Source organism: Breoghania sp. JC706 (genome assembly GCF_037026715.1).
Taxonomy (GTDB): Bacteria; Pseudomonadota; Alphaproteobacteria; order Rhizobiales; family Stappiaceae; genus Breoghania.
Genome location: NZ_JBANCG010000001.1, coordinates 318,744 through 337,061, shown reverse-complemented (window position 1 = coordinate 337,061; position 18,318 = coordinate 318,744). Strand labels below are relative to the sequence as shown.

16 protein-coding genes and 1 riboswitch are annotated in these 18,318 nt (G+C 65.4%); of the genes, 5 read left to right on the top strand and 11 right to left on the bottom strand.

What is annotated here, in order from left to right:
* Positions 1 to 65: 65 nt before the first annotated feature.
* The 3 genes from V2L18_RS01460 to V2L18_RS01450 form a co-directional block, all read right to left on the bottom strand.
* Positions 66 to 1,733, bottom strand: a complete 1,668-nt coding sequence (locus V2L18_RS01460; RefSeq protein ID WP_336175944.1) for an MlaD family protein — start codon at positions 1,731 to 1,733, stop codon at positions 66 to 68.
* A gap of 92 nt (positions 1,734 to 1,825) precedes the next feature.
* Complete coding sequence (locus tag V2L18_RS01455; RefSeq protein ID WP_336175943.1) at positions 1,826 to 2,665, bottom strand: ABC transporter ATP-binding protein; 840 nt, start codon at positions 2,663 to 2,665, stop codon at positions 1,826 to 1,828.
* A 7-nt stretch (positions 2,666 to 2,672) separates the two neighbouring features.
* Positions 2,673 to 3,818, bottom strand: a complete 1,146-nt coding sequence (locus tag V2L18_RS01450; RefSeq protein WP_336175941.1) for an ABC transporter permease — start codon at positions 3,816 to 3,818, stop codon at positions 2,673 to 2,675.
* Between the two features lie 113 nt (positions 3,819 to 3,931).
* On the opposite strand from V2L18_RS01450, the gene dgcA reads away from it, so the two are divergent.
* Positions 3,932 to 4,924 (top strand): N-acetyl-D-Glu racemase DgcA, encoded by a 993-nt coding sequence (dgcA, locus tag V2L18_RS01445; RefSeq protein WP_336176371.1) that lies wholly within the window; start codon positions 3,932 to 3,934, stop codon positions 4,922 to 4,924.
* Between the two features lie 85 nt (positions 4,925 to 5,009).
* Here the strand turns inward: dgcA and V2L18_RS01440 are convergent, their stop codons facing one another.
* Positions 5,010 to 6,182 (bottom strand): MFS transporter, encoded by a 1,173-nt coding sequence (locus V2L18_RS01440; RefSeq protein WP_336175939.1) that lies wholly within the window; start codon positions 6,180 to 6,182, stop codon positions 5,010 to 5,012.
* Between the two features lie 139 nt (positions 6,183 to 6,321).
* On the opposite strand from V2L18_RS01440, the gene V2L18_RS01435 reads away from it, so the two are divergent.
* The gene (locus tag V2L18_RS01435) at positions 6,322 to 7,722 is read left to right on the top strand and encodes a protein phosphatase CheZ (protein ID WP_336175937.1); all 1,401 of its coding nucleotides are present in this window, start codon (positions 6,322 to 6,324) and stop codon (positions 7,720 to 7,722) included.
* Between the two features lie 108 nt (positions 7,723 to 7,830).
* Here the strand turns inward: V2L18_RS01435 and V2L18_RS01430 are convergent, their stop codons facing one another.
* From V2L18_RS01430 to V2L18_RS01420, 3 genes are all read right to left on the bottom strand, one after another.
* A complete protein-coding gene (locus tag V2L18_RS01430; protein WP_336175935.1) occupies positions 7,831 to 8,811 on the bottom strand; it encodes a threonine/serine dehydratase in 981 nt (326 codons plus the stop codon).
* A 129-nt stretch (positions 8,812 to 8,940) separates the two neighbouring features.
* Entirely contained in the window at positions 8,941 to 9,978 is a 1,038-nt protein-coding gene (locus V2L18_RS01425; RefSeq protein WP_336175934.1) for a glycosyltransferase family 1 protein, read from the bottom strand.
* Positions 9,975 to 10,775 carry a UDP-2,3-diacylglucosamine diphosphatase gene (locus tag V2L18_RS01420; protein WP_336175933.1) on the bottom strand — a complete coding sequence of 267 codons (801 nt, stop codon included), beginning with the start codon at positions 10,773 to 10,775 and terminating at the stop codon, positions 9,975 to 9,977. Before V2L18_RS01420 ends, V2L18_RS01425 begins: the two co-directional genes overlap by 4 nt.
* A 275-nt stretch (positions 10,776 to 11,050) precedes the next feature.
* Here V2L18_RS01420 and V2L18_RS01415 point away from each other — a divergent pair, with 275 nt between their 5' ends.
* The gene (locus V2L18_RS01415; protein ID WP_336175932.1) at positions 11,051 to 11,830 is read left to right on the top strand and encodes an SDR family oxidoreductase; all 780 of its coding nucleotides are present in this window, start codon (positions 11,051 to 11,053) and stop codon (positions 11,828 to 11,830) included.
* A gap of 187 nt (positions 11,831 to 12,017) precedes the next feature.
* On the opposite strand, the gene V2L18_RS01410 is transcribed toward V2L18_RS01415, so the two are convergent.
* Positions 12,018 to 13,253, bottom strand: coding sequence for an outer membrane protein transport protein (locus V2L18_RS01410; protein WP_336175931.1), 1,236 nt, complete (start codon positions 13,251 to 13,253; stop codon positions 12,018 to 12,020).
* Between the two features lie 535 nt (positions 13,254 to 13,788).
* Here V2L18_RS01410 and V2L18_RS01405 point away from each other — a divergent pair.
* A complete protein-coding gene (locus V2L18_RS01405) occupies positions 13,789 to 14,643 on the top strand; it encodes a fumarylacetoacetate hydrolase family protein (protein ID WP_336175930.1) in 855 nt (284 codons plus the stop codon).
* Between the two features lie 256 nt (positions 14,644 to 14,899).
* Here the strand turns inward: V2L18_RS01405 and V2L18_RS01400 are convergent, their stop codons facing one another.
* From V2L18_RS01400 to V2L18_RS01390, 3 genes are read right to left on the bottom strand one after another with little or no spacing between them, the layout of a single operon-like run.
* Positions 14,900 to 15,988: a TRAP transporter substrate-binding protein gene (locus V2L18_RS01400; protein ID WP_336175928.1), complete on the bottom strand. Its 1,089-nt coding sequence runs from the start codon at positions 15,986 to 15,988 to the stop codon at positions 14,900 to 14,902.
* The gene (thiD, locus tag V2L18_RS01395; protein WP_336175926.1) at positions 15,985 to 16,794 is read right to left on the bottom strand and encodes a bifunctional hydroxymethylpyrimidine kinase/phosphomethylpyrimidine kinase; all 810 of its coding nucleotides are present in this window, start codon (positions 16,792 to 16,794) and stop codon (positions 15,985 to 15,987) included. Before thiD ends, V2L18_RS01400 begins: the two co-directional genes overlap by 4 nt.
* A 22-nt stretch (positions 16,795 to 16,816) precedes the next feature.
* The gene (locus tag V2L18_RS01390) at positions 16,817 to 17,641 is read right to left on the bottom strand and encodes a hydroxyethylthiazole kinase (protein ID WP_336175925.1); all 825 of its coding nucleotides are present in this window, start codon (positions 17,639 to 17,641) and stop codon (positions 16,817 to 16,819) included.
* A 136-nt stretch (positions 17,642 to 17,777) separates the two neighbouring features.
* Positions 17,778 to 17,878: riboswitch (TPP riboswitch) on the bottom strand.
* A gap of 137 nt (positions 17,879 to 18,015) precedes the next feature.
* On the opposite strand from V2L18_RS01390, the gene V2L18_RS01385 reads away from it, so the two are divergent.
* Entirely contained in the window at positions 18,016 to 18,252 is a 237-nt protein-coding gene (locus V2L18_RS01385) for an Lrp/AsnC ligand binding domain-containing protein (protein WP_336175924.1), read from the top strand.
* The last annotated feature ends 66 nt before the right edge of the window (positions 18,253 to 18,318 follow it).

The window sequence follows — 18,318 nt, the reverse complement described above, 5'->3', positions numbered from 1 at the left end:
AAATCAGACCGACATTGGTCCGGTTTCCTGTCGACCGGACGGATTCAATCTGACGGAAACATGCCCTAACGTCGCTTTCTCTCACCATTGTAGACGGGAACGTCGTCGCCACCATAAAGAACCCGGCTCGGATTGCGATCGAAATTGGCGAATACCGTCCGTATCTCTTCAAGGGTCTGCCGCGCCTGCTCCAGCACCGCATCCACATTGCGCAGGCCGCGGTCGGAGAAGCGGGCAAACCCGTCCGTGATGGGCCCGATGCGGCTGTTGATCTTGTCGGCGATCTCGCGGATGGAGCGCGCCGCCGCCGTCGCCTCCACGATCAGCCCCTCGCCGTCGCCCTCCACGTAGCCGTCCACCTTGGTCAGGACGTCGTTGACCTTCGAGGACGCAACGTCCAGCTTGCCGGAGATGTTCCGGGCATCGGAGATCACCCGGTCGATATCCGGCTGGCGCTTGCGCACGTCCTGGGTGAAGGCCTGGAGATCTGCGGAGGCGCCGCGCGCATCGGCGAGCGTTTCCTCGATGGTGGTGGTCTGGCCGGCGAGACTCTTGGTGACCTTGTCGACCGAGGCGACGATATCCGACACCCGGTTCGGATCGACGGAACGGATCACCTTGCCCGCATCGTCCATGACGCCGTTGACGTTGCCGGCGACCGTCTTGAGCTGGTCGGCGACCGCGCCGGCATCGTCGATGAACTTGGAGATGCGTTCGGACTTCGCCGCCACGGTATCGCTCGTCTCGCGAATGCTGGCCGCCGCCGCCCGCGCATCGGCGATGATCTGGTCGATCTCGTCCGCCTTGGCGGAAAGCCGGTTCGTCACGTTCTCCACGTTGGCGACGATCGCACTGACCTTGTCCCTGTCGACCGCGCCGATGACGGCGTCGATCTTCTCAAGTTCCGCGTTGAGCCCGGCGGAGAACGTCGACAGCTCGTCCGTCACCTTTTTCGCGCCCGCGGCCACCTGGTCGACCTGATTGAGCGCGTTGTCGAGCTTGCCGGAAGCATTGGACATGTTGTCGACGAACGTCGACACCTTCTGCGGATCGACGGCGGCAACCAGCGTGTCGGCCCGTTCCACCAGCCCCTGCAGCTTGTCGGAAAGCCCGGTGAAGGCCTTGGTCGCGTCCGAGACGCTTGCCATGAAACCGCTCACGCCATCGGAATTGGCGGCGAGCGCATCGGTGAACTTGGTGATGTTGTCGATCGACTCGCGGACCGCCGGGCGGTTCGCATCGATCAGGTCGTTGATCGTGGAAAGGGACTTGTCCGCCTTCGAAAGCACATCGCGCGCGCCCTGCATAAGGTCCTGGAAGCCGGACCGGTCGGCGATGAGTTCGGGGTTCTCTTCCGTTTCCAGAAGGCCCGGCATGTCCTTCGAGCCACCCACAAGCTCCACGTAGGCGACGCCGGTGAGACCGGAAAAGCCGAGCGAGGCTTTGGTATCGGCGCGCAGCGGCGTGTTCGCCTTGATCGCGGTGACCGCGACGACGCGCGTGGGATCGTCATGGGCGAAGGTCAGATCCGTCACCTCGCCCACGCGGATGCCGTTGAAGAAAACCTGACCGCCGACCTCGAGCCCCGTCACCGCGCCGGGAAAGATGACCCTGAGCGTACGGCGCGTGTTGCCCTCGCCCGTCCCCGCCAACCACCAGACGAAGATGAAGGCGGAGAAGATCGTCAGCAGGACGACCGATCCGATCGCGATGTAGTTCGCCCGGGTTTCCATTCCCGTCCACTCCTTGACGACCGGATCACCGCGACGGTGCCCCGATCCGCATGCTGTTCAACGGCCTCTCATGGCCGCGTTGCGCGTGTCCCTCATGCACCCGAGCGACCGCCATCAGGCCTTTCCTGCCCGGCCCGCCTGGCGCCGCGCACGCCGTTGAAATAGGACTGCACCCAGGGGTGATCGAAAGCGAGCATCTCATCGATCGTCCCCGTCGTCAGAACCCGCTTTTCCGCCAGCACCGCAATCCGATCACACGTGGAATGCAGGCTGTCCAGGTCGTGGGTCACCATGTAGACGGTCAGACCCAGCGTGTCGCGCAGCTTGATCGTCAGATCGTCGAAGGCGGCGGCCGCGATCGGATCGAGCCCCGAGGTGGGCTCGTCCAGAAAGACGATCTCCGGATCGAGCACCAGCGCCCGCGCCAGGCTCGCCCGCTTGATCATGCCGCCGGAAAGCTCGGAGGGGAACTTCTCCGCCGCATCGCGCGGCAGGCCCACCAGATCGAGCTTGAAGAGCGCCAGTTCATCCATCAGCCGCTCGCTCAAGCTGAGGTGTTCGCGCATCGGCACCTGGATGTTCTGGCGCACGTTGAGCGAGGAGAACAGCGCGCCCTGCTGGAACAGAACCCCCCAGTTGCGCTCCACATGGGTGCGCTCCTCATCGTCGGCCTTGTCGAGGTCGATGCCGAGCACCTCGATCGTTCCCGCCCGCCGGGGCGTCAGCCCCAGGATCGCGCGCATCAGCACCGACTTGCCCGTGCCCGACCCGCCGACAAAGCCGAGGATCTCGCCGCGATAGACGTCGAGATCCAGATCCTTGAGGACCAGCGTGTCGCCGAAGCCGACCGTCACGTCGCGCACGGAGAGCACGACATCACGCTCAGGGGCCTGCGCCGGCGGGGCCGTTTGCGTGGACGCGGGATCGATCATGGCTGCCTCAGATCCCGATGCCGGCGAAGAACATGGCGAAGAGCCCGTCCGTCACGATGACCATGAAGATCGCCTTCACCACCGACAGCGTGGTGTGCAACCCGAGGGATTCGGAAGAACCGCGCACCTTGAGCCCCTCCACGCAGGCCACCAGACCGATGATCAGCGCCATGAACGGCGCCTTGACGAGGCCGATCATCAGCGTCTGGAAATCGATGGCCGCGCGCAGATATTGCAGGAAGTTCTGCGGCTGGATGCCGAGATAGCTCCAAGCGACCATGGCGCCGCCGACGAGCGAAGCGAGATCGGCGAAAAAGGACAGCATCGGCAGCGCCAGCATCAGCGCCACGATGCGCGGCAGCACCAGCACCTCGCCCACGCGCAGGCCGATGACATGCAGCGCGTCGATCTCCTCGCGCATCTTCATCGAGCCAAGTTCGGCCGTGAACGCACTGCCCGAGCGCCCCGCCACCATGATCGCGGTCAGAAGCACGCCGATTTCGCGCAGCACCAGCACGCCGACCAGATCCACCGAATAGCGGTCCGCCCCGAACTGGCGCAGATAGAACCCGCCCTGCTGGGTGATGATGGCGCCGATCAGGAAGCTCATCAGCATGACGATCGGGATGGCGCCGATGCCGACCCGGTCGAACTGATGGGCGATGGAGACCAGCCGGAGGCGCCGGGGATGGACGATCGTGTTGGCGATGACCACGCCGAGCGTGCCGAGGATGTGCAGCACGGCGACGGCGTCCTTGCCGACTTCCACCATCTGACGGCCGGTCGCCTCGACCAGCCACAGCAGCGAAATCCGGCGCCGGCGCGCGTCCCACGGCGGCGGATGATGCGCCTCCACCTCGTCGAGCAAGGTGCGGAACCGCTCCGTGACGCCGTTGATGCGCACGCGCGCGCCCTTGAACTCGCACCGCCCGCGAATCCTGTGGATGAGCCATGCGCCCGCGGTATCGAGCTCCGTCACCTGCGACAGATCGATCTCGACGATGGCAGGCTTGCCCAGATGCACCGTCTGCACGAGATGCTCCGCCCCGGCCGCATGCGCGAGCAACCACGGACCTGACAGCGACAGGAATGCCGTGCTTCCGGCGCGTTGCGATGAAATCGCCGGCTCCGCGGAGGCGGTCTGATAGGTCATTCGGTTCCGAACGTCCGTGGGGCAAAAGGACCTGCCAAGACTAACCCGTTTGGCCTAACATGTCCCCCGGCAAACACCCGATTCTTCCGTCTTTTCTGAAAGCTATGATCAAAATGACACGCCGGCTGACAATTCAACGCGAGGCCTGGCCTCTGGCCGAGGCCTTCACGATTTCACGCGGCAGCCGCACCGAAGCGGTCGTCGTCGTCGTCGAAATCGAACAGGACGGCCATATCGGACGCGGCGAATGCGTCCCCTATCCGCGCTACGGCGAAACGGTCGAAAACGTCATGAGCGCCATTCGCGGCCGTGAAACCGACCTTGCGGCGGGGCTCGGCCGCGAGGCGCTGCGCACGACGATGCCGGCAGGGGCTGCGCGCAACGCCATCGATTGCGCACTGTGGGATCTGGAGGCGAAGCTGTCCGGCGTACCGGTGGCCGAGGCCGCCGGCCTTGCCCCGGCAGGGCCCGTCACGACCGCCTACACGATCAGCCTTGGCACGCCCGAGGCCATGTTCAAGTCCGCACAGAAAGCCCAGAGCCGCCCGTTGCTGAAGATCAAGCTTGGCGGCGACGGCGATATCGAGCGTATCGCGGCGGTTCGCGAGGCGGCCCCGGAATCCGTTCTCATCGTCGATGCCAACGAGGCGTGGCGCGAGGACGGGCTGGCCGAGTCCGTTGCCGCCTGCGCCAGAGCGGGTGTCGCCCTCATCGAACAGCCGCTGCCGTCCGCTGACGACGATGCGCTGCGCGGGCATGACTTTTCTGTGCCGATCTGCGCCGACGAGAGCATGCACGTGTCCGCCGATCTGGAGACCCTGCGCGACCGCTACGACGCGATCAACATCAAGCTCGACAAGACCGGCGGCCTGACGGAGGCGATCACCACGCTGACGAAGGCGGAGGAACTGGGCTTTCAGGTGATGACCGGCTGCATGGTCGGCACATCGCTCGCCATGGCGCCCGCGCTGCTGCTGACTGCCCATGCCGCCTTCGTCGATCTCGACGCCCCGCTGCTGCTGGCGAAAGATCGCGAGCCCGGTCTCATCTATGAGGGCAGCGTCATCCGCGGCTACGACGGCGCCCTGTGGGGCGGCACGGCCTGAGCCTCGCCTGAGCGCGATTTGAAATGCAATGGACCCGGCCGCGCCTGGCCGGGTCGAGACAGGCCGGGTCGCAACAGGCCAGACTTCAGCCTTCGCGCAGCGTGCGGCCGGCTCCGCGCACGGCCGCAAAGGCCAGCAGAAGACCGGACAGCACGCAGGCCATCGCCATCGCCCAGAAGGCATAGGCGGGGTCCGCGCCATAAAGCGGACCGCTGACCAGCGTTCCAAGCGCCGTGACGAGACCGACGAACGTGCCGCCGAGGCCTTGCGCGGTGGCGGCACGGCGGGCGGGAATGCTGGCGGCGATGAAGGCGACGAGCCCGAGATGCGCGGCGCCGAACGTGAAGCCGTGCAGCATCTGCATCGCGAGCACCGCGGCGGGGGCGGTGAGGAGCGGGAAAAGCGTCCACCGCACGACGCCGGCGAGAGCTCCGAGCGCGATCATCCCCATCGGCGGCATGCGCATGCCGAGGCGCGTCGCCCCCATGAACAACCCGACCTCGACCACCACGCCGGTCACCCAGAAGACACCGATCGCCGTCTCGCCGATGCCTTGTCCGCGCCAGTAGAGCGAGCCGAAACTGTAATAGGCGGCATGGCTTCCCTGAACGAGCGCGGCAGCGAGCAGCACGGCGAGAAAGAGCGGCTCGCGCAGGCCCCGCGCGGAGGGCAGCGCGGGCTGCGCCGGATCCGAACGGTTCAGTTCCGGCAACGTCTGCGCCATCAGGCCGCAGGCCACGAGCGCAACCGCCATCGCCAGGGGAACGAGGTTCGAGGACATCGCCTCCAGCGCGGCGCCGCCGGCCAGTGTGGCGATCATGAACGCCACCGATCCCCACAGTCTCATGCGTCCGTAATCGCCCTCTCCGGCACGCACCGTATCCATCGCATAGGCATCGCTGAGCGGAATGATCGCCCCGTGAAAGATCGCCATGGCAATCATCACCATCAGGATCTGTACGAAGCCCTGGGCCGGCAGAAAACCGGCCACGGCGACACCCGAAATAACGCAAACGATTGATATTGCAGCAGAACGACGGCCAAATCGATCGGCGATCGCCGCGATCACGGGGCCACAGACGATGCGGATGGCAAGCGGCGTGGCGAGGACCAGACCGATTTGCGCATCCGTCAGCCCCTTGTCGGAAAGAAAGATCGCGAAGTACGGCAGGAACAGACCCATCGCAAGAAACTGCAATGCGAAAAGAAGCCCGACACGCCGTTTCAGGGCAAAAGAGGCAGGATTTGCGCGAACCATTGCGGCTATCTAAACTGCCGTTAACGATTTGGACCGATACTGAACGGCGATGGACGAGTTCGGGTCACATTAGAACCTGAAGCGCGCCACGCATAGAGCGCGCGTGAAGCGTCAGGAAATGAAGCCGAGGCGAGAAAGCATGGCCGCAGTCAGCCCCCCTTCCCTTATGCGGGAGGAAGACTACGAAGCAATCGAATCCGCCGTCATGGAGACGACGCGGGGCCGCTGGTTCCTTTCAGAATATGCCCGGCGTAACAGGTCCGCCGACACGAATATCCTGCTCGATGCGATCGGCAAGCTCGAAGGCATGATGCGCCGCGAGCACAGGGTGCCGAAGCTGGAGCGCATCCAGCTCGATCTCGCCGACATGCAGGAGGCAATCCAGCGCACCCGGCGCGAGATCGCCCAGATCAAGACCGAATCCTCCGACGGCGACCGCTTCGCCGAGGCCTCCAACGAGCTCGACGCCATCGTCACCCAGACCGAGGGCGCGACCCAGGACATCCTGCACAAGGCGGAACTCGTTCAGGAACTGGCCTGGACCCTGCGCGAACAGGGCGTGGACGAGAAGGTGTGCGACGACATCGACGCCCACACCACCGACATCTTCATGGCCTGCTCGTTCCAGGACCTGACCGGCCAGCGCACGCAGAAGGTCGTCCAGGTGCTGCGCTACCTGGAATCGCGCATCAACGAGATGATGGAGATCTGGGACGTTCAGGCCGACGAGTTGAATGTCGATCCCGGTCCGATCAACCCGGAAGAACACCGCCCCGACGCCCACCTGCTGCACGGCCCGCAGGGCGAGGACAAGGCCATCAAGCAGAACACCGTCGACGAGCTGATGGACGCCGAAGCCAGGTACATGGCCGATGACGATATGGCCGACGCGGACAGCGCCAGCGCGGAGACGGCGGCAGAGAGCGCCGACGAAGCGGGCGTATCCGAACAGATCGACATCGACGCCATGGATTTCGCCGCCATCGACACCAGCGATGCGGCCGAAGAGGCCGAGCCGAACGAGATCGAGCCGGAAACCGCTGCCGAGCCGGAGGCCGCAGCCGTCGTCACCGAGGACGACCCGCAGGACGACGCGGAGTTGACAGCTGTCAACCCGTCCGCGGACGCCGAGGACGGCGGTTTCGATATCAACGACATCTCGTTCGACAAGATCGACATGGGCGACGAAGAGGCGGAAGCGGACGCGATGGAGGCGACCGTTGCCGACGAGGCTGCAGCGGACGAAACCGGTGAAGAGGAGACCGCCGGAGACGAACTCCCGAAAGATCTCGCGGGCGCAGGCAACGTCCTGGAAGACATGCTCGACGCGGACACCGACGACGAATTCGCCGCCCTTGAGGTTGATCCGCAGGAGCCCTTCGACGCCGCCGACGAGAACGCCGGCCTTGAGAGCGACGAGGACGAAGAGGACGCCGATCAGGCCTTCCTCGACGCGGAAGCCTCTGCCGAGGAAGAGGACGACGCCGCCGATCCGCTGCGCGCGCTTTCCACCGGCGAACGGCTCGCCCTGTTCAACTAGAACATATTTCGGGCGGGTGCCCCCGGATCGCGGGATCTTTTGCTGCGGCCAATAGAGGCGGCGCTCCGCCTCTTATTGGCCCAGAACGGGATCTCCAGCGCCGACGTCCTACCCGAGTGCCTGGGCGAGCATGTCTCTTTCGATGTTGCCACCGGAAAGCACGACGGCAAGCGTGCGCCCCTTGGTCTCGATGCGGCCGGCAAGGACAGCCGCAAGCGCCGCAGCACCCCCCGGTTCCGCCACCAGCTTCATTTCCCGGAACGCGAAGCCCACAGCATCGAGCACCTCTGCATCGGAAACGGTCAAGCCACGCGCGCCGCGCCGCATGTTGATCGCGAAATTGATCGCGCCCGGCGAGGGTGCCATCAGCGCATCGCAGACCGAACCGGCGGCAGCCGCGTTCGACAGTCGCTCTCCCGCCGCAAGCGAACGCGTGTAGTCGTCGAAGTCCTCCGGCTCGACCGGATGGATCGTGGCCCGGGGAAGCGTATCCTCCAGCGCCAGCGCGATGCCGGCCGTAAGCCCGCCGCCGCTGCAGCACACCAGAACCGCCTCCGGCTCAAGCCCCATCGCGGCCGCCTGCTCCACGATTTCAAGTCCCGCCGTGCCCTGCCCCGCGATCACGCCCGCATCGTCATAGGGGTGCACGAAGGTCGCCCCCGTGCGCGTCTCGATCTCGCGCGCGATCGCCTCGCGGTCCTCGGTTTGCCGGTCGTAGCGGACGATGGTCGCCCCGCTTCTGGCAGTACGTTCCATCTTCAGCGCCGGCGCATCGGCCGGCATGACGATGGTCGCCGACATGCCGAGGCGGCGGGCTGCCTCCGCCACGCCCTGAGCGTGATTGCCGGAGGAGCAGGCGACCACGCCTTTCGAGCGCTCGCCTTCCGGGATCATCGAAAGCCGGTTGAAGGCGCCACGGAACTTGAAGGATCCGGTCACCTGCAGGCATTCCGGCTTTACCAGAATGCGACCGCCGGTCAGTTCGTTGAGGAACGGGAATTCAAGAAGCGGGGTGACGACGGCGTGTCCGGCGAGGCGCGCGCGTGCGGCGCGCACGGCGGCCGCATCGGGCGGCGGCAAGGGGCTCATGGGCAAAACTCCAGAAGGCCGGCCGGAAGAAGGCCGGCACAAACCGGGTAGCAGCCCGTAACGCCTCGGGCAAGCGCCCCGGCAACGCGTCACGGCACGGGAGGCAAAAACCGTCCGGCAACGACCCCGCTATTCGGCCGCCCGGCGCATCGCCACGCCGTTCGCCTCCATGACGTTGTCGAGGAACTGCTGCGCCGCCTTCGCCCAGGTGTAGCCGAGCGCCACCTCGCGGCAGCGCGCCCGATCCACATCGAGCGCGGCAAGCGCCGCCTTGCCGAGATCGGCATCGAGCGCGCCGGCACCCGTGCCCTCAAGAATATCGAGCGGGCCGGTGACCGGGAAGGCCGCCACCGGCACCCCGCTCGCCAGCGCCTCCAGAACCACGTTGCCGAAGGTATCGGTGAGGCTGGGAAAGACAAAAACGTCGCCCGCCGCATAATGGACGGCAAGCTCCTCGCCGAATTTCGGGCCGGTGAAATGCACGTCCGGATAGGCACGCTTGAGCCCATCGAGCTGCGGCCCGCCGCCGACGACGACCTTCGATCCCGGCAGGTCGAGCGACAGGAAGGCCTTGATGTTCTTCTCAACCGCGACGCGGCCGACATGGAGGAAGATCGGACGCGGAAGATCCTTCAGCGCTTCCGGCACGTCCTGGCGGGGATGGAAAAGCTCGTGATCGACACCGCGCGACCAGCGCATCAGGTTCTCAAAACCGCGCGCCCTGAGATCCTCCTCCAGCGAGCGCGTGGCCACCATGCAGCCCGAGCCGTCGTTGTGGAAGCGCTTCAGCCAGCCGTAGGACCACGATTGCGGCACCGGCAGGCGCGCGGAGACATATTCGGGAAACCGGGTGTGGTAGCTGGTCGTGTAGTGCCCGCCGTCCCTGAGGATCACCCGACGCGCGAGAAGCCCCAGCGGCCCTTCCGTCGCCAGATGGAAGAAATCCGCCCCGCTCTTGCGGATGCGTCGGCGCAGGCGCGTGGGCGTTGCGAGCGACAGGCGGATTTCAGGGTAGGTCGGGCACGGCAGGGTGGTGAATTCCGCCGGCGTCACGAACTCGACCTCAACGCCGATTTTCGCCAGTTCCTGTTCGGTGATCTCCAGCGTGCGAACCACGCCATTGACTTGCGGCCGCCACGCGTCGGTGACGATCAGAATTTTCGTCATGCAACCGCCTGATGATGGGCGAGCTGCAGCGGCACACCGGTGCGGCACATGTCGGCCCAGCGGATCAGCTCGAAGGTTCCGTCGTGACGTTCCGCGATCGCCGTGCAGCTTTCCACCCAGTCGCCGGTGTTGATGTAGTGGATGCCGTTGGTTTCCTGATCCGCCGCATGGTGGATGTGACCGCAGATGACGCCTGAAACCCCGCGCCGGCGCGCCTCGTCGGCCAGCGTTTCCTCGAAACGGCCGATGAAGTTCACGGCGTTCTTGACCTTGAGCTTGGCCCATGCCGACAGCGACCAGTAGGGGAACCCAAGCTTGCGGCGGACAGCGTTGACGACGGTGTTGACGTTCAACGCGGTGACATAGGCCCAGTCGCCGAAATAGGCGAGCCAGCGGGCGTGCCGCACGACAACGTCGAACTGGTCTCCGTGGATGACGAGGTACTTGTCGCCGCCGGCCGTTTCATGCAGGCAGCTGTCCATCACCTCCACGCCACCGAAATGGGTGCCGGCATATTCGCGCAGAAATTCGTCATGATTTCCGGGCACGTAGACGACACGCGCGCCCTTGCGGGCCTTGCGCAGCAGCTTCTGCACCACATCGTTGTGCTCTTGCGGCCAGTGCCAGTTCTTGCGAAGGCGCCAGCCGTCGACGATGTCGCCGACGAGGTAGACCGTCTCGGCATCGTGCACACGGAGAAAGTCGAGCAGCATGCCCGCCTGGCAGCCGCGCGTTCCCAGATGGATGTCGGAAAGAAACAGGGCCCGATAGTGGCGCGGTTCCGTTGGGGCGTTCATGTTCCGCTCTCCATTGCGAAAGTAACGCTCTTATTCTCGATTCACGTCTCACTATTGTGACAGTGCGCATTTCCTGCCGTGACGGACGCGCCACAGGCGCGATCGCACGATGCCTCCCGCCGCCGCCCCGCGACGCCCCCTTGCCTTCCGCATTGGCATTTGCGAGCAATGGAGCATTGGCCGCCTGCGCACGCGCCGACCTCTGCCGGCACATGCCGTTGCGGACGGTCGGGCGGCCCGGCGGAACCGTTCGTTCAAGAGGGGCAGGACACGGCATGGATCTGGGAATTGCGGGCCGCAAGGCGATCGTCTGCGCGTCGAACCGAGGCCTGGGGCGCGGCTGCGCCGAAGCGCTGGCACAGGCCGGATGCGAGGTCGTCATCAACGGTCTCGATCAGGACCGGCTGAAGGAAACGGCGGCGGCGATCGCGGGCGCAACGGGTGCCAAGATCATCCCCGTTGCCGGAGATGTCTCCGACCCGGGCGCGCAGCGCGCCCTGCTCGCCGCCTGCCCGGAGCCGGACATTCTCGTCAACAACAATGGCGGGCCGCCGCGCAAGGATTTCCGCGAGCTTGACCGCGAAGCCATGGCCCGTGGCGTCGTCCAGAACATGATCACGCCGATCGAGATGATCCAGGCCGTGATCGACGGCATGGCGGAGCGCGGCTTCGGGCGCATCGTCAACATCACGTCCATGTCGGTTCTCATGCCGCTCGAAGGGCTCGATCTTTCCAGCGGCGCCCGCGCCGGCCTCACCGCGTTTCTGGCGGGCGTCTGCCGACAGGTCGCGGGCAGCGGCGTAACGATCAACAACCTGCTGCCGGGCAAGATGGACACGGACCGCCTGAAGGGCCTGTTCGAGCGCACGGTCGCGGCGACGGGCATGAGCATGGAAGAGGCCCGCGCCACCCAGGCGGCTGAGATCCCGGCGGGGCGCTTCGGAACGGCAGAGGAGTTCGGCCAGACCTGCGCCTTCCTGTGCTCGGTCCATGCCGGCTACATGACAGGCCAGAACCTCCTGCTCGACGGCGGGCTCTACCCGGCCGCCTTCTGAGCCGCACCCGGGACGTTTCATGGTTTGGTGGAAGCGGATCGCAGATCTTCCAGCTCGCGGCCCATCCGTCTGACCATAAGCTCTTACAGACAAAAACGCCTGGAGCGCGGGCTCCAGGCGTTTTTCCTGCGATCCGACGCGTGCCCCCCGCTACGCTTCGGGCGCGCTTGACGCGCGCGTTGCGCCGCTACCAGGTGTAGCGGACGGCCGCAGAGACGATGTTCACCGACGAATCGACATCGCCGGTATAGGTCAGACCGGCATAGTCCTGATGCGAGGGACCGATGTTCACGCGGACATCGTCGGCGGAGAAGATGTAGGTGTAGCCGAGATCCAGCGACAGGTTTTCCATCGGCTTGTAGCTGAGGCCGGCGGAGAGCCAGACGCGGTCGCTGTCAGGCAGGCGCAGCGAGCGGATATCCTCATCGATCGGCGACATCTCGTAGGCGACCCCCGCGCGAAGCGTCAGGTCCTGGTTCCAGTCGTACTCGCCGCCGAGCGCAAAGAACCAGCTGTCATCGTAGTTGAAGGGCAGCGTGCGCAGCTGCACTCCGTTGTCGAGGACGACGGCCGGTTCCTTCAGACGGCTCCAGTTCGTCCATTCGACGGTTCCCATGATCCGGAAGCTGTCGGTGATGCGTTGCTTGGCCGACAGGGTGACCATGTCGGGGGTCGCCATCTTGGCCGTGATCCCGAGGTCGGTGCCCGCTGCGGAGAAGACGCCGTCGAGTTCGTGGAACACGGCAGAACGATAGCCGATGCCGATCTCGGTGCCCTTCATCGGCGTCAAGGTGACGCCGGCGGTGAAGCCGTAGCCGATGTCGTCACCCGTCAGTCCCGCGGTCGCCGAGCCGGGAGCCACGCCGGTCGCGCTGGTCAGCCGCACGTCGAAATACTGGAACTGCATGCCCAGACCGACGGACAGCATGTCGTTGAACTTGTAGGCGACCGTCGGCGTAACGTTGACGGAGAACACTTCGGACGTACGGGCATAGATCTGACCCGACCAGTTCGGCCCGGATTTCGTCGAAAGACCGAAGGGCGTGTTGATCGACAGGCCGAGATACCAGTTCTCGTCGATCTGATAGCCGGTATAGGAGGCGGGTATCCAGGCGTCGTTCGCAAGATCGCCGCTGGGGCCGAAGGCCGCCGTCGCCACGCTCGCATCCGGCGTGATTTCCGAGTTCGGCACGATCAGCGTGTGGTGCGATTCCGAAACGAGGCCGATGGTGTTCGTCAGCGTTGCCGGATTCCAGAACATCGAGGAGATCGAATCCCCCCCGACCGCGTTGCCCGCAAAGGACATTCCCTGAAAATAGGCGCTCTGCTCGCGCAGGGCGAAACCGCCCGCGAGGGCTTGGGTCGCCCCGCCGGCGAGCACCGCCATGGAAACCGTGAGAAAGAGATGGTTTTTCTTCAACATGAGCGTCTTCCGTTCCCCGATACTGCTTCGACAGCGCGTCTATCGCTGTCCAGGTACCCTTATTTGTCTGGATGGTAACGACACCGAATAAGTACTGACAACAGCTATAAGGGCATCGATCCGGTCACCCTGCGGAAGGGACGAAAGAACAATGAGCCGGCTTTTTTGCACGACCGTTTGCCCAAGGTTCGAAAACGGTGCGTCAAACCCGCCCAACACCGCCGAAATATGTGTCTGGAGATAGAACTCGTATCGACTGCACAATTTTTGTGCACGTATACAGCATTCAATGACAACCGTCACGAAAGTGCGAATTCGTCGTCATTGTTGCCGAATTGCGACACATCTGTGGCAGGCCGGCATGGTCGGCCCGCCCGCCACGAGCGCGACGGGTTCCGGCTCGCATCGCCGCGCTTTACCGACGATTCGTGTGATGGCGGTGGCGGCCGTCGCGCCGCGGGTGCTTGAAACCGGCCGGGCCACCGGCCATGATCCACGCCAAATCTGCACCACAGGGATCATTGAGGAACCGCCCATGAAACTCGTCCGCTTCGGACCCGCCGGCCAGGAAAAGCCGGGCCTGCTCGACGCCAGTGGCACCATTCGCGACCTCAGCCAGCACACGGCGGACTTCGCGGGCGAGACGATAAGCCTCGGGGCGCTCGACCGGCTGCGGGCGATCGATCCGCAAAGCCTGCCCACCGTTGCCGCCGATACCCGCCTTGGCGCACCGCTTGCCCGCATCGGCCATTATCTGGCGATCGGCCTCAACTATGCCGACCACGCGGCGGAGGCCGGCATGCCGATCCCGGCCGAGCCCATCGTCTTCTCCAAGGCGCCGAGCTGTCTGTCCGGTCCGAGCGATAACGTGGTTCTGCCGAAGGGATCGGAAAAGGCGGATTGGGAGGTCGAGCTTGCGGCCGTCGTCGGCGCGCGCATGTGGCAGGTGTCGGAGGCCGACGCGCTCGCCCATGTTGCCGGCTATGCGGTTGCCAACGACGTGTCGGAACGCAAGTGGCAGATCGAGGGCACGGGCCAGTGGATCAAGGGCAAGAGCGCGCCCACCTTCGGCCCGCTCGGCCCCTGGCTGGTGACGCCTGACGAGATCGCCGACCCGCAGGCGCTGGACATGTTTCTGGATCTCAACGGAAACCGCATGCAGACCGGCAACACGGCCACGATGATCTTCTCCGTGGCGCGATGCCTGTCGTTCCTCTCCACCATGATGGTGCTGGAACCCGGCGACGTGGTGGTTACCGGCACGCCCCCTGGCGTCGGCATGGGCCGCAAGCCGCAGGTCTTCCTGAAGCCCGGCGACGAAATGCGCCTCGGCATCGAGGGCCTCGGCGAACAGCGCCAGAAGGTGGTCGCGGAACAGGCTCGCGCATGAGGCGCCGCTGATGCCGTTTTGGACATTGCGCGTCACCGCGGGCTTCGCCCCCTGCCGAGCGGTTCAAGATCCTGCTTCAGCCTTCGCTCTTCCACCGTCATCACCCGGCTTCGTCCGGGTGATCCAGCACGCGCCGCGCATGCCGCAGCCGGCATTAGATTGCCCGGACAAAGCCGGGCAATGACGACGGAGGGGATTGGACCAAGGCGGAAAAGATCCGAAATCTCTCCTCAAGTTGCCCTGGCGCGCGACGCCCTCACACCCGGACGTTGAGGAACGTCACCTCGTTCGCCCGGCTCCACGGGGTCATGGTCTCGCGCGCCGCCTTGAACGAGCGGTAGACCTCGGCATCCGCGCCGCCCATGTCGGCGAAACCGGCGAGCACCTCGTCCGACGTACGCCGTGCGGCCTCCAGAACGTCGTCGGGGAACTGCATCAGCTTCACGTCGAACCTGTCGGTCAGCGTGCCGAGCTGAACGGCGTTCATCCATTCGCCTTCGGCTAGACCCAGCGCGTTCTCCGCCCGGATGGCGTGAATGACGATCTCCTGGAGGTCCTCCGGCAGTGCGGCGAGCGCGGAAGCGTTCACCAGCGCCTCGCCGGTGCCGTTGGGCTCGTGCCAGCCGGGGCCGTAATAGAGCTTCGTCGCCTGATGGAAACCCATGGCGAGATCGGACGAGGGCCCGAGGAATTCCGCCGCATCGATGACGCCGGACTGGAGCCCGGTGAGGATTTCCGACGGCGGCAGCGAAACCGGCGTCGCCCCCAGTCGGCGCATGACCTCGCCGCCAAGCCCCGGCATGCGGATTTTCAGACCCTTGATGTCCTCAAGCCCCGCGATCTCGCGCTTGTACCAGCCGCCCATCTGGAAGCCGGTGTTGCCGCCCATGAAGGGGCGCACGCCGAAGGGTTCGTAAAGCGCGTCCCACACCTGCTGTCCGCCGCCGCGCTCGATCCAGCACATGTGTTCGAGCGGCGTGAAGCCGAACGGAACGGCGGTGAAGAAGGGGGCGGCCGCCATCTTGCCCTGCCAGAAGAACGAGGCCGAATGGCCGATTTCCGCGGTGCTTCCGGCAACCGCATCGAAGACCTCAAGCGCCGGCACGAGTTCGCCCGCGGCAAAGAGATCGATCTTCAGGCGCCCGGCTGAGAGCCGCGTGATGGCCTCCGCGATGCGCCGCGCGGAAACGCCCGGCCCCGGCAGGTCCTTCGGCCAGGAGGTCACCATTTTCCAGGTGATGACCGATTGCGCCACGGCCGGCGTCGCAAGACCCGCCACGGCGGCGACGCTGCCCGCGCCGCCGAGCCGCAGGGCGCTGCGGCGGCTGATGCCTTTCGTGTTCATTTTGCCTTCTCCCAGAGCGCGTGGAAATGGTGGACGGGTCCGTGACCGTGGCCGATGCGGAGCGTGTCGGCGGCCGCGATCGCGGCGGTGACGTAGTCCTTGCCGAGACGCACGGCCTCGGCGAGCGAAAGCCCGAGCGCGAGCCCGGCGGCAATTGCGGAGGAAAGCGTGCAGCCCGTGCCGTGGGTGTTCTGCGTGTCGATCCGCGCCGCGTCGAACCAGTGCTGGCCGCTGTCGTCCAGCAGGAGGTCGGCGCTCTCGCCGGTCGTGCCGTGGCCACCCTTGAGGAGCACGGCGGCGGGCCCGAAGGCCTTCAGTTCCACGGCCTGCGCCTGCATTTCCTCCCGCGTTTCAGCGAGCGGCGCACCGAGCACCCGCGCCGCCTCCTGCAGGTTTGGAGTGATCACGTCGACGATCGGGAAAAGCCGCTTCACCAGGAAATCGACCGCATCATCCGCGATCAGCGGATCGCCCGAGGCCGCCACCATGACCGGATCGAGAACGACGTTCTTCACCGCCCAGCGCTCAAGCCCCGAAGCCACGACCTCGATGGTGTCGGTGCGCGACAGCATGCCGATCTTGGTGGCCTTGACGTCGAGATCGGAATAGATGGCATCGATCTGCGCGGTAACGAAATCCGGCGGCACATCGTGGATGCCGGAAACGCGGCGCGTGTTCTGCGCCGTCAGCGCGGCGATGACGCTCGCGCCGTAGACACCCAGAGCCGAAAACGTCTTCAGATCCGCCTGGGTGCCCGCTCCGCCGCCGGAGTCCGACCCGGCTATCGTTACCGCGATTGCCGTCATGGGGTTTTCCCGCTCCCTGTTTTCAGTCCACCGTTTCCGCGACGAGATCCGCCGCGTCGACGTTCTCCCGCATGATATCGAGCCGGTCGCGAAGATCGTCCACGTCAAGCCCGTGCAGCGCATCGACGAGCGCACCGGCAAAGCCGCCCGGTCCGGCGGCGCGCTCTGCGGCGATCTCGCCGGCAACATTGACGATGGAGACGCCGGCAGCGGCCGCGACCAGCGGATCCGGCTCGACGGCGAGTGCAGCGGTGGCGACAGCCGTCACAGCCCGCCCCATGGCAGGCACGCGGGCCATCATCTCGTGACCGTTTGCAAGCGCGTACTGCCGCATCCCGTCGCTGACCGTGTCCACGACGCCGCTCAGGATGACCGTCATGCGTTGCGCCTTCGCGAAGCCCGCAATCGAATCGGTCGGCGGCAGCAAGACCAGGAGTTCGGAAACGTTGGCGCGCAGGATGCGCGGTTGCCGCCTCAGGAGCCGCACCGCCAGTTCGCGGCGCGCGGACGCGCGGTCGATGGCGACGGGGGCGAGAACCCAGGGGATGCCGGCGACATCGGCGCCCTCGATGGCCCGTTCGACGGTCTTTGCCGTCATTGTCTCCGTGGCACCGAGATCGACGAGGAGTGCATCGGCGCTGGCCGCGAAATCGCGCACCTCTTCCGGCGCGCCGCCCATGGTGGGAACGGCCCCCATCGCCAGGAGAAGTTCGGCCGTGCGCTCCTGCGCCAGCGAGCCGGTCAGGCAGTGGATGCGCGGCCCGATGAGCCGAAGCCGCTTCAACACCGAGGAAATGCGCGCCGACAGCGGCAGGTGATCGCCGGCGAGGCGACCGGCGGCGCTCATGTCCGCGTCGCCATCCTCTTCGCACCAGCCGTCGTTGGGCCCAAGGCGGGCAGACGCGCCCACGTCGCTTGCGCTCGAAACGGATTTCGGGCTTTTGAATGATGTGGATTGGTGCCCTGTACGGGCTGTGCTGATCGTTCTCTTCATTCCAATTCCCTCCGCCGGCATGATCCGGTTCAGGTTCGAGGGGTTGGCGCTAAGCCTCTCAGCCCTTGTCGGGCACCCCCATTGGATGAATTAACACCTAGTAGGAACGGCAGGCCATGACAAGGGCGACGGTACACCGCTGTGCGTCCTCGCACGGCAAGCTTGCCCCAGGCAGTGCAATCCGTTTGATTGGGGCGAATTCGCTTCACGCCCACCCGGAGACATTCATGATCCCCTTCTTCGTGCTTATCAAATGCGACCTTGGAAAATCTTACGAGGTGGCCAACGAACTCGCCGATGCCGAGATCGCTTCGGAGATCTATTCCACCGCCGGAGACTACGACCTGCTGGCGAAGTTCTACGTGGAGAACGGCACGGATATCGGCCAGTTCGTGAACCAGAAGGTCCACTCCATCAGCCACATCCAGGACACGAAGACGATCCTCACCTTCAAGGCGTTCTGATAAAGGGCAAGGCACTCCGGCGCATCTGGCCGCCGCACGCGGACGTGAAGCCCGCGAACGGCGGCC

Coding starts and splice junctions, on each gene's coding strand:
- V2L18_RS01460 (WP_336175944.1), bottom strand. CDS start 1,733: ATGGAAACCCGGGCGAACTACATCGCGATCGGATCGGTCGTCCTGCTG.
- V2L18_RS01455 (WP_336175943.1), bottom strand. CDS start 2,665: ATGATCGATCCCGCGTCCACGCAAACGGCCCCGCCGGCGCAGGCCCCT.
- V2L18_RS01450 (WP_336175941.1), bottom strand. CDS start 3,818: ATGACCTATCAGACCGCCTCCGCGGAGCCGGCGATTTCATCGCAACGC.
- dgcA (WP_336176371.1), top strand. CDS start 3,932: ATGACACGCCGGCTGACAATTCAACGCGAGGCCTGGCCTCTGGCCGAG.
- V2L18_RS01440 (WP_336175939.1), bottom strand. CDS start 6,182: ATGGTTCGCGCAAATCCTGCCTCTTTTGCCCTGAAACGGCGTGTCGGG.
- V2L18_RS01435 (WP_336175937.1), top strand. CDS start 6,322: ATGGCCGCAGTCAGCCCCCCTTCCCTTATGCGGGAGGAAGACTACGAA.
- V2L18_RS01430 (WP_336175935.1), bottom strand. CDS start 8,811: ATGAGCCCCTTGCCGCCGCCCGATGCGGCCGCCGTGCGCGCCGCACGC.
- V2L18_RS01425 (WP_336175934.1), bottom strand. CDS start 9,978: ATGACGAAAATTCTGATCGTCACCGACGCGTGGCGGCCGCAAGTCAAT.
- V2L18_RS01420 (WP_336175933.1), bottom strand. CDS start 10,775: ATGAACGCCCCAACGGAACCGCGCCACTATCGGGCCCTGTTTCTTTCC.
- V2L18_RS01415 (WP_336175932.1), top strand. CDS start 11,051: ATGGATCTGGGAATTGCGGGCCGCAAGGCGATCGTCTGCGCGTCGAAC.
- V2L18_RS01410 (WP_336175931.1), bottom strand. CDS start 13,253: ATGTTGAAGAAAAACCATCTCTTTCTCACGGTTTCCATGGCGGTGCTC.
- V2L18_RS01405 (WP_336175930.1), top strand. CDS start 13,789: ATGAAACTCGTCCGCTTCGGACCCGCCGGCCAGGAAAAGCCGGGCCTG.
- V2L18_RS01400 (WP_336175928.1), bottom strand. CDS start 15,988: ATGAACACGAAAGGCATCAGCCGCCGCAGCGCCCTGCGGCTCGGCGGC.
- thiD (WP_336175926.1), bottom strand. CDS start 16,794: ATGACGGCAATCGCGGTAACGATAGCCGGGTCGGACTCCGGCGGCGGA.
- V2L18_RS01390 (WP_336175925.1), bottom strand. CDS start 17,641: ATGAGCGCCGCCGGTCGCCTCGCCGGCGATCACCTGCCGCTGTCGGCG.
- V2L18_RS01385 (WP_336175924.1), top strand. CDS start 18,016: ATGATCCCCTTCTTCGTGCTTATCAAATGCGACCTTGGAAAATCTTAC.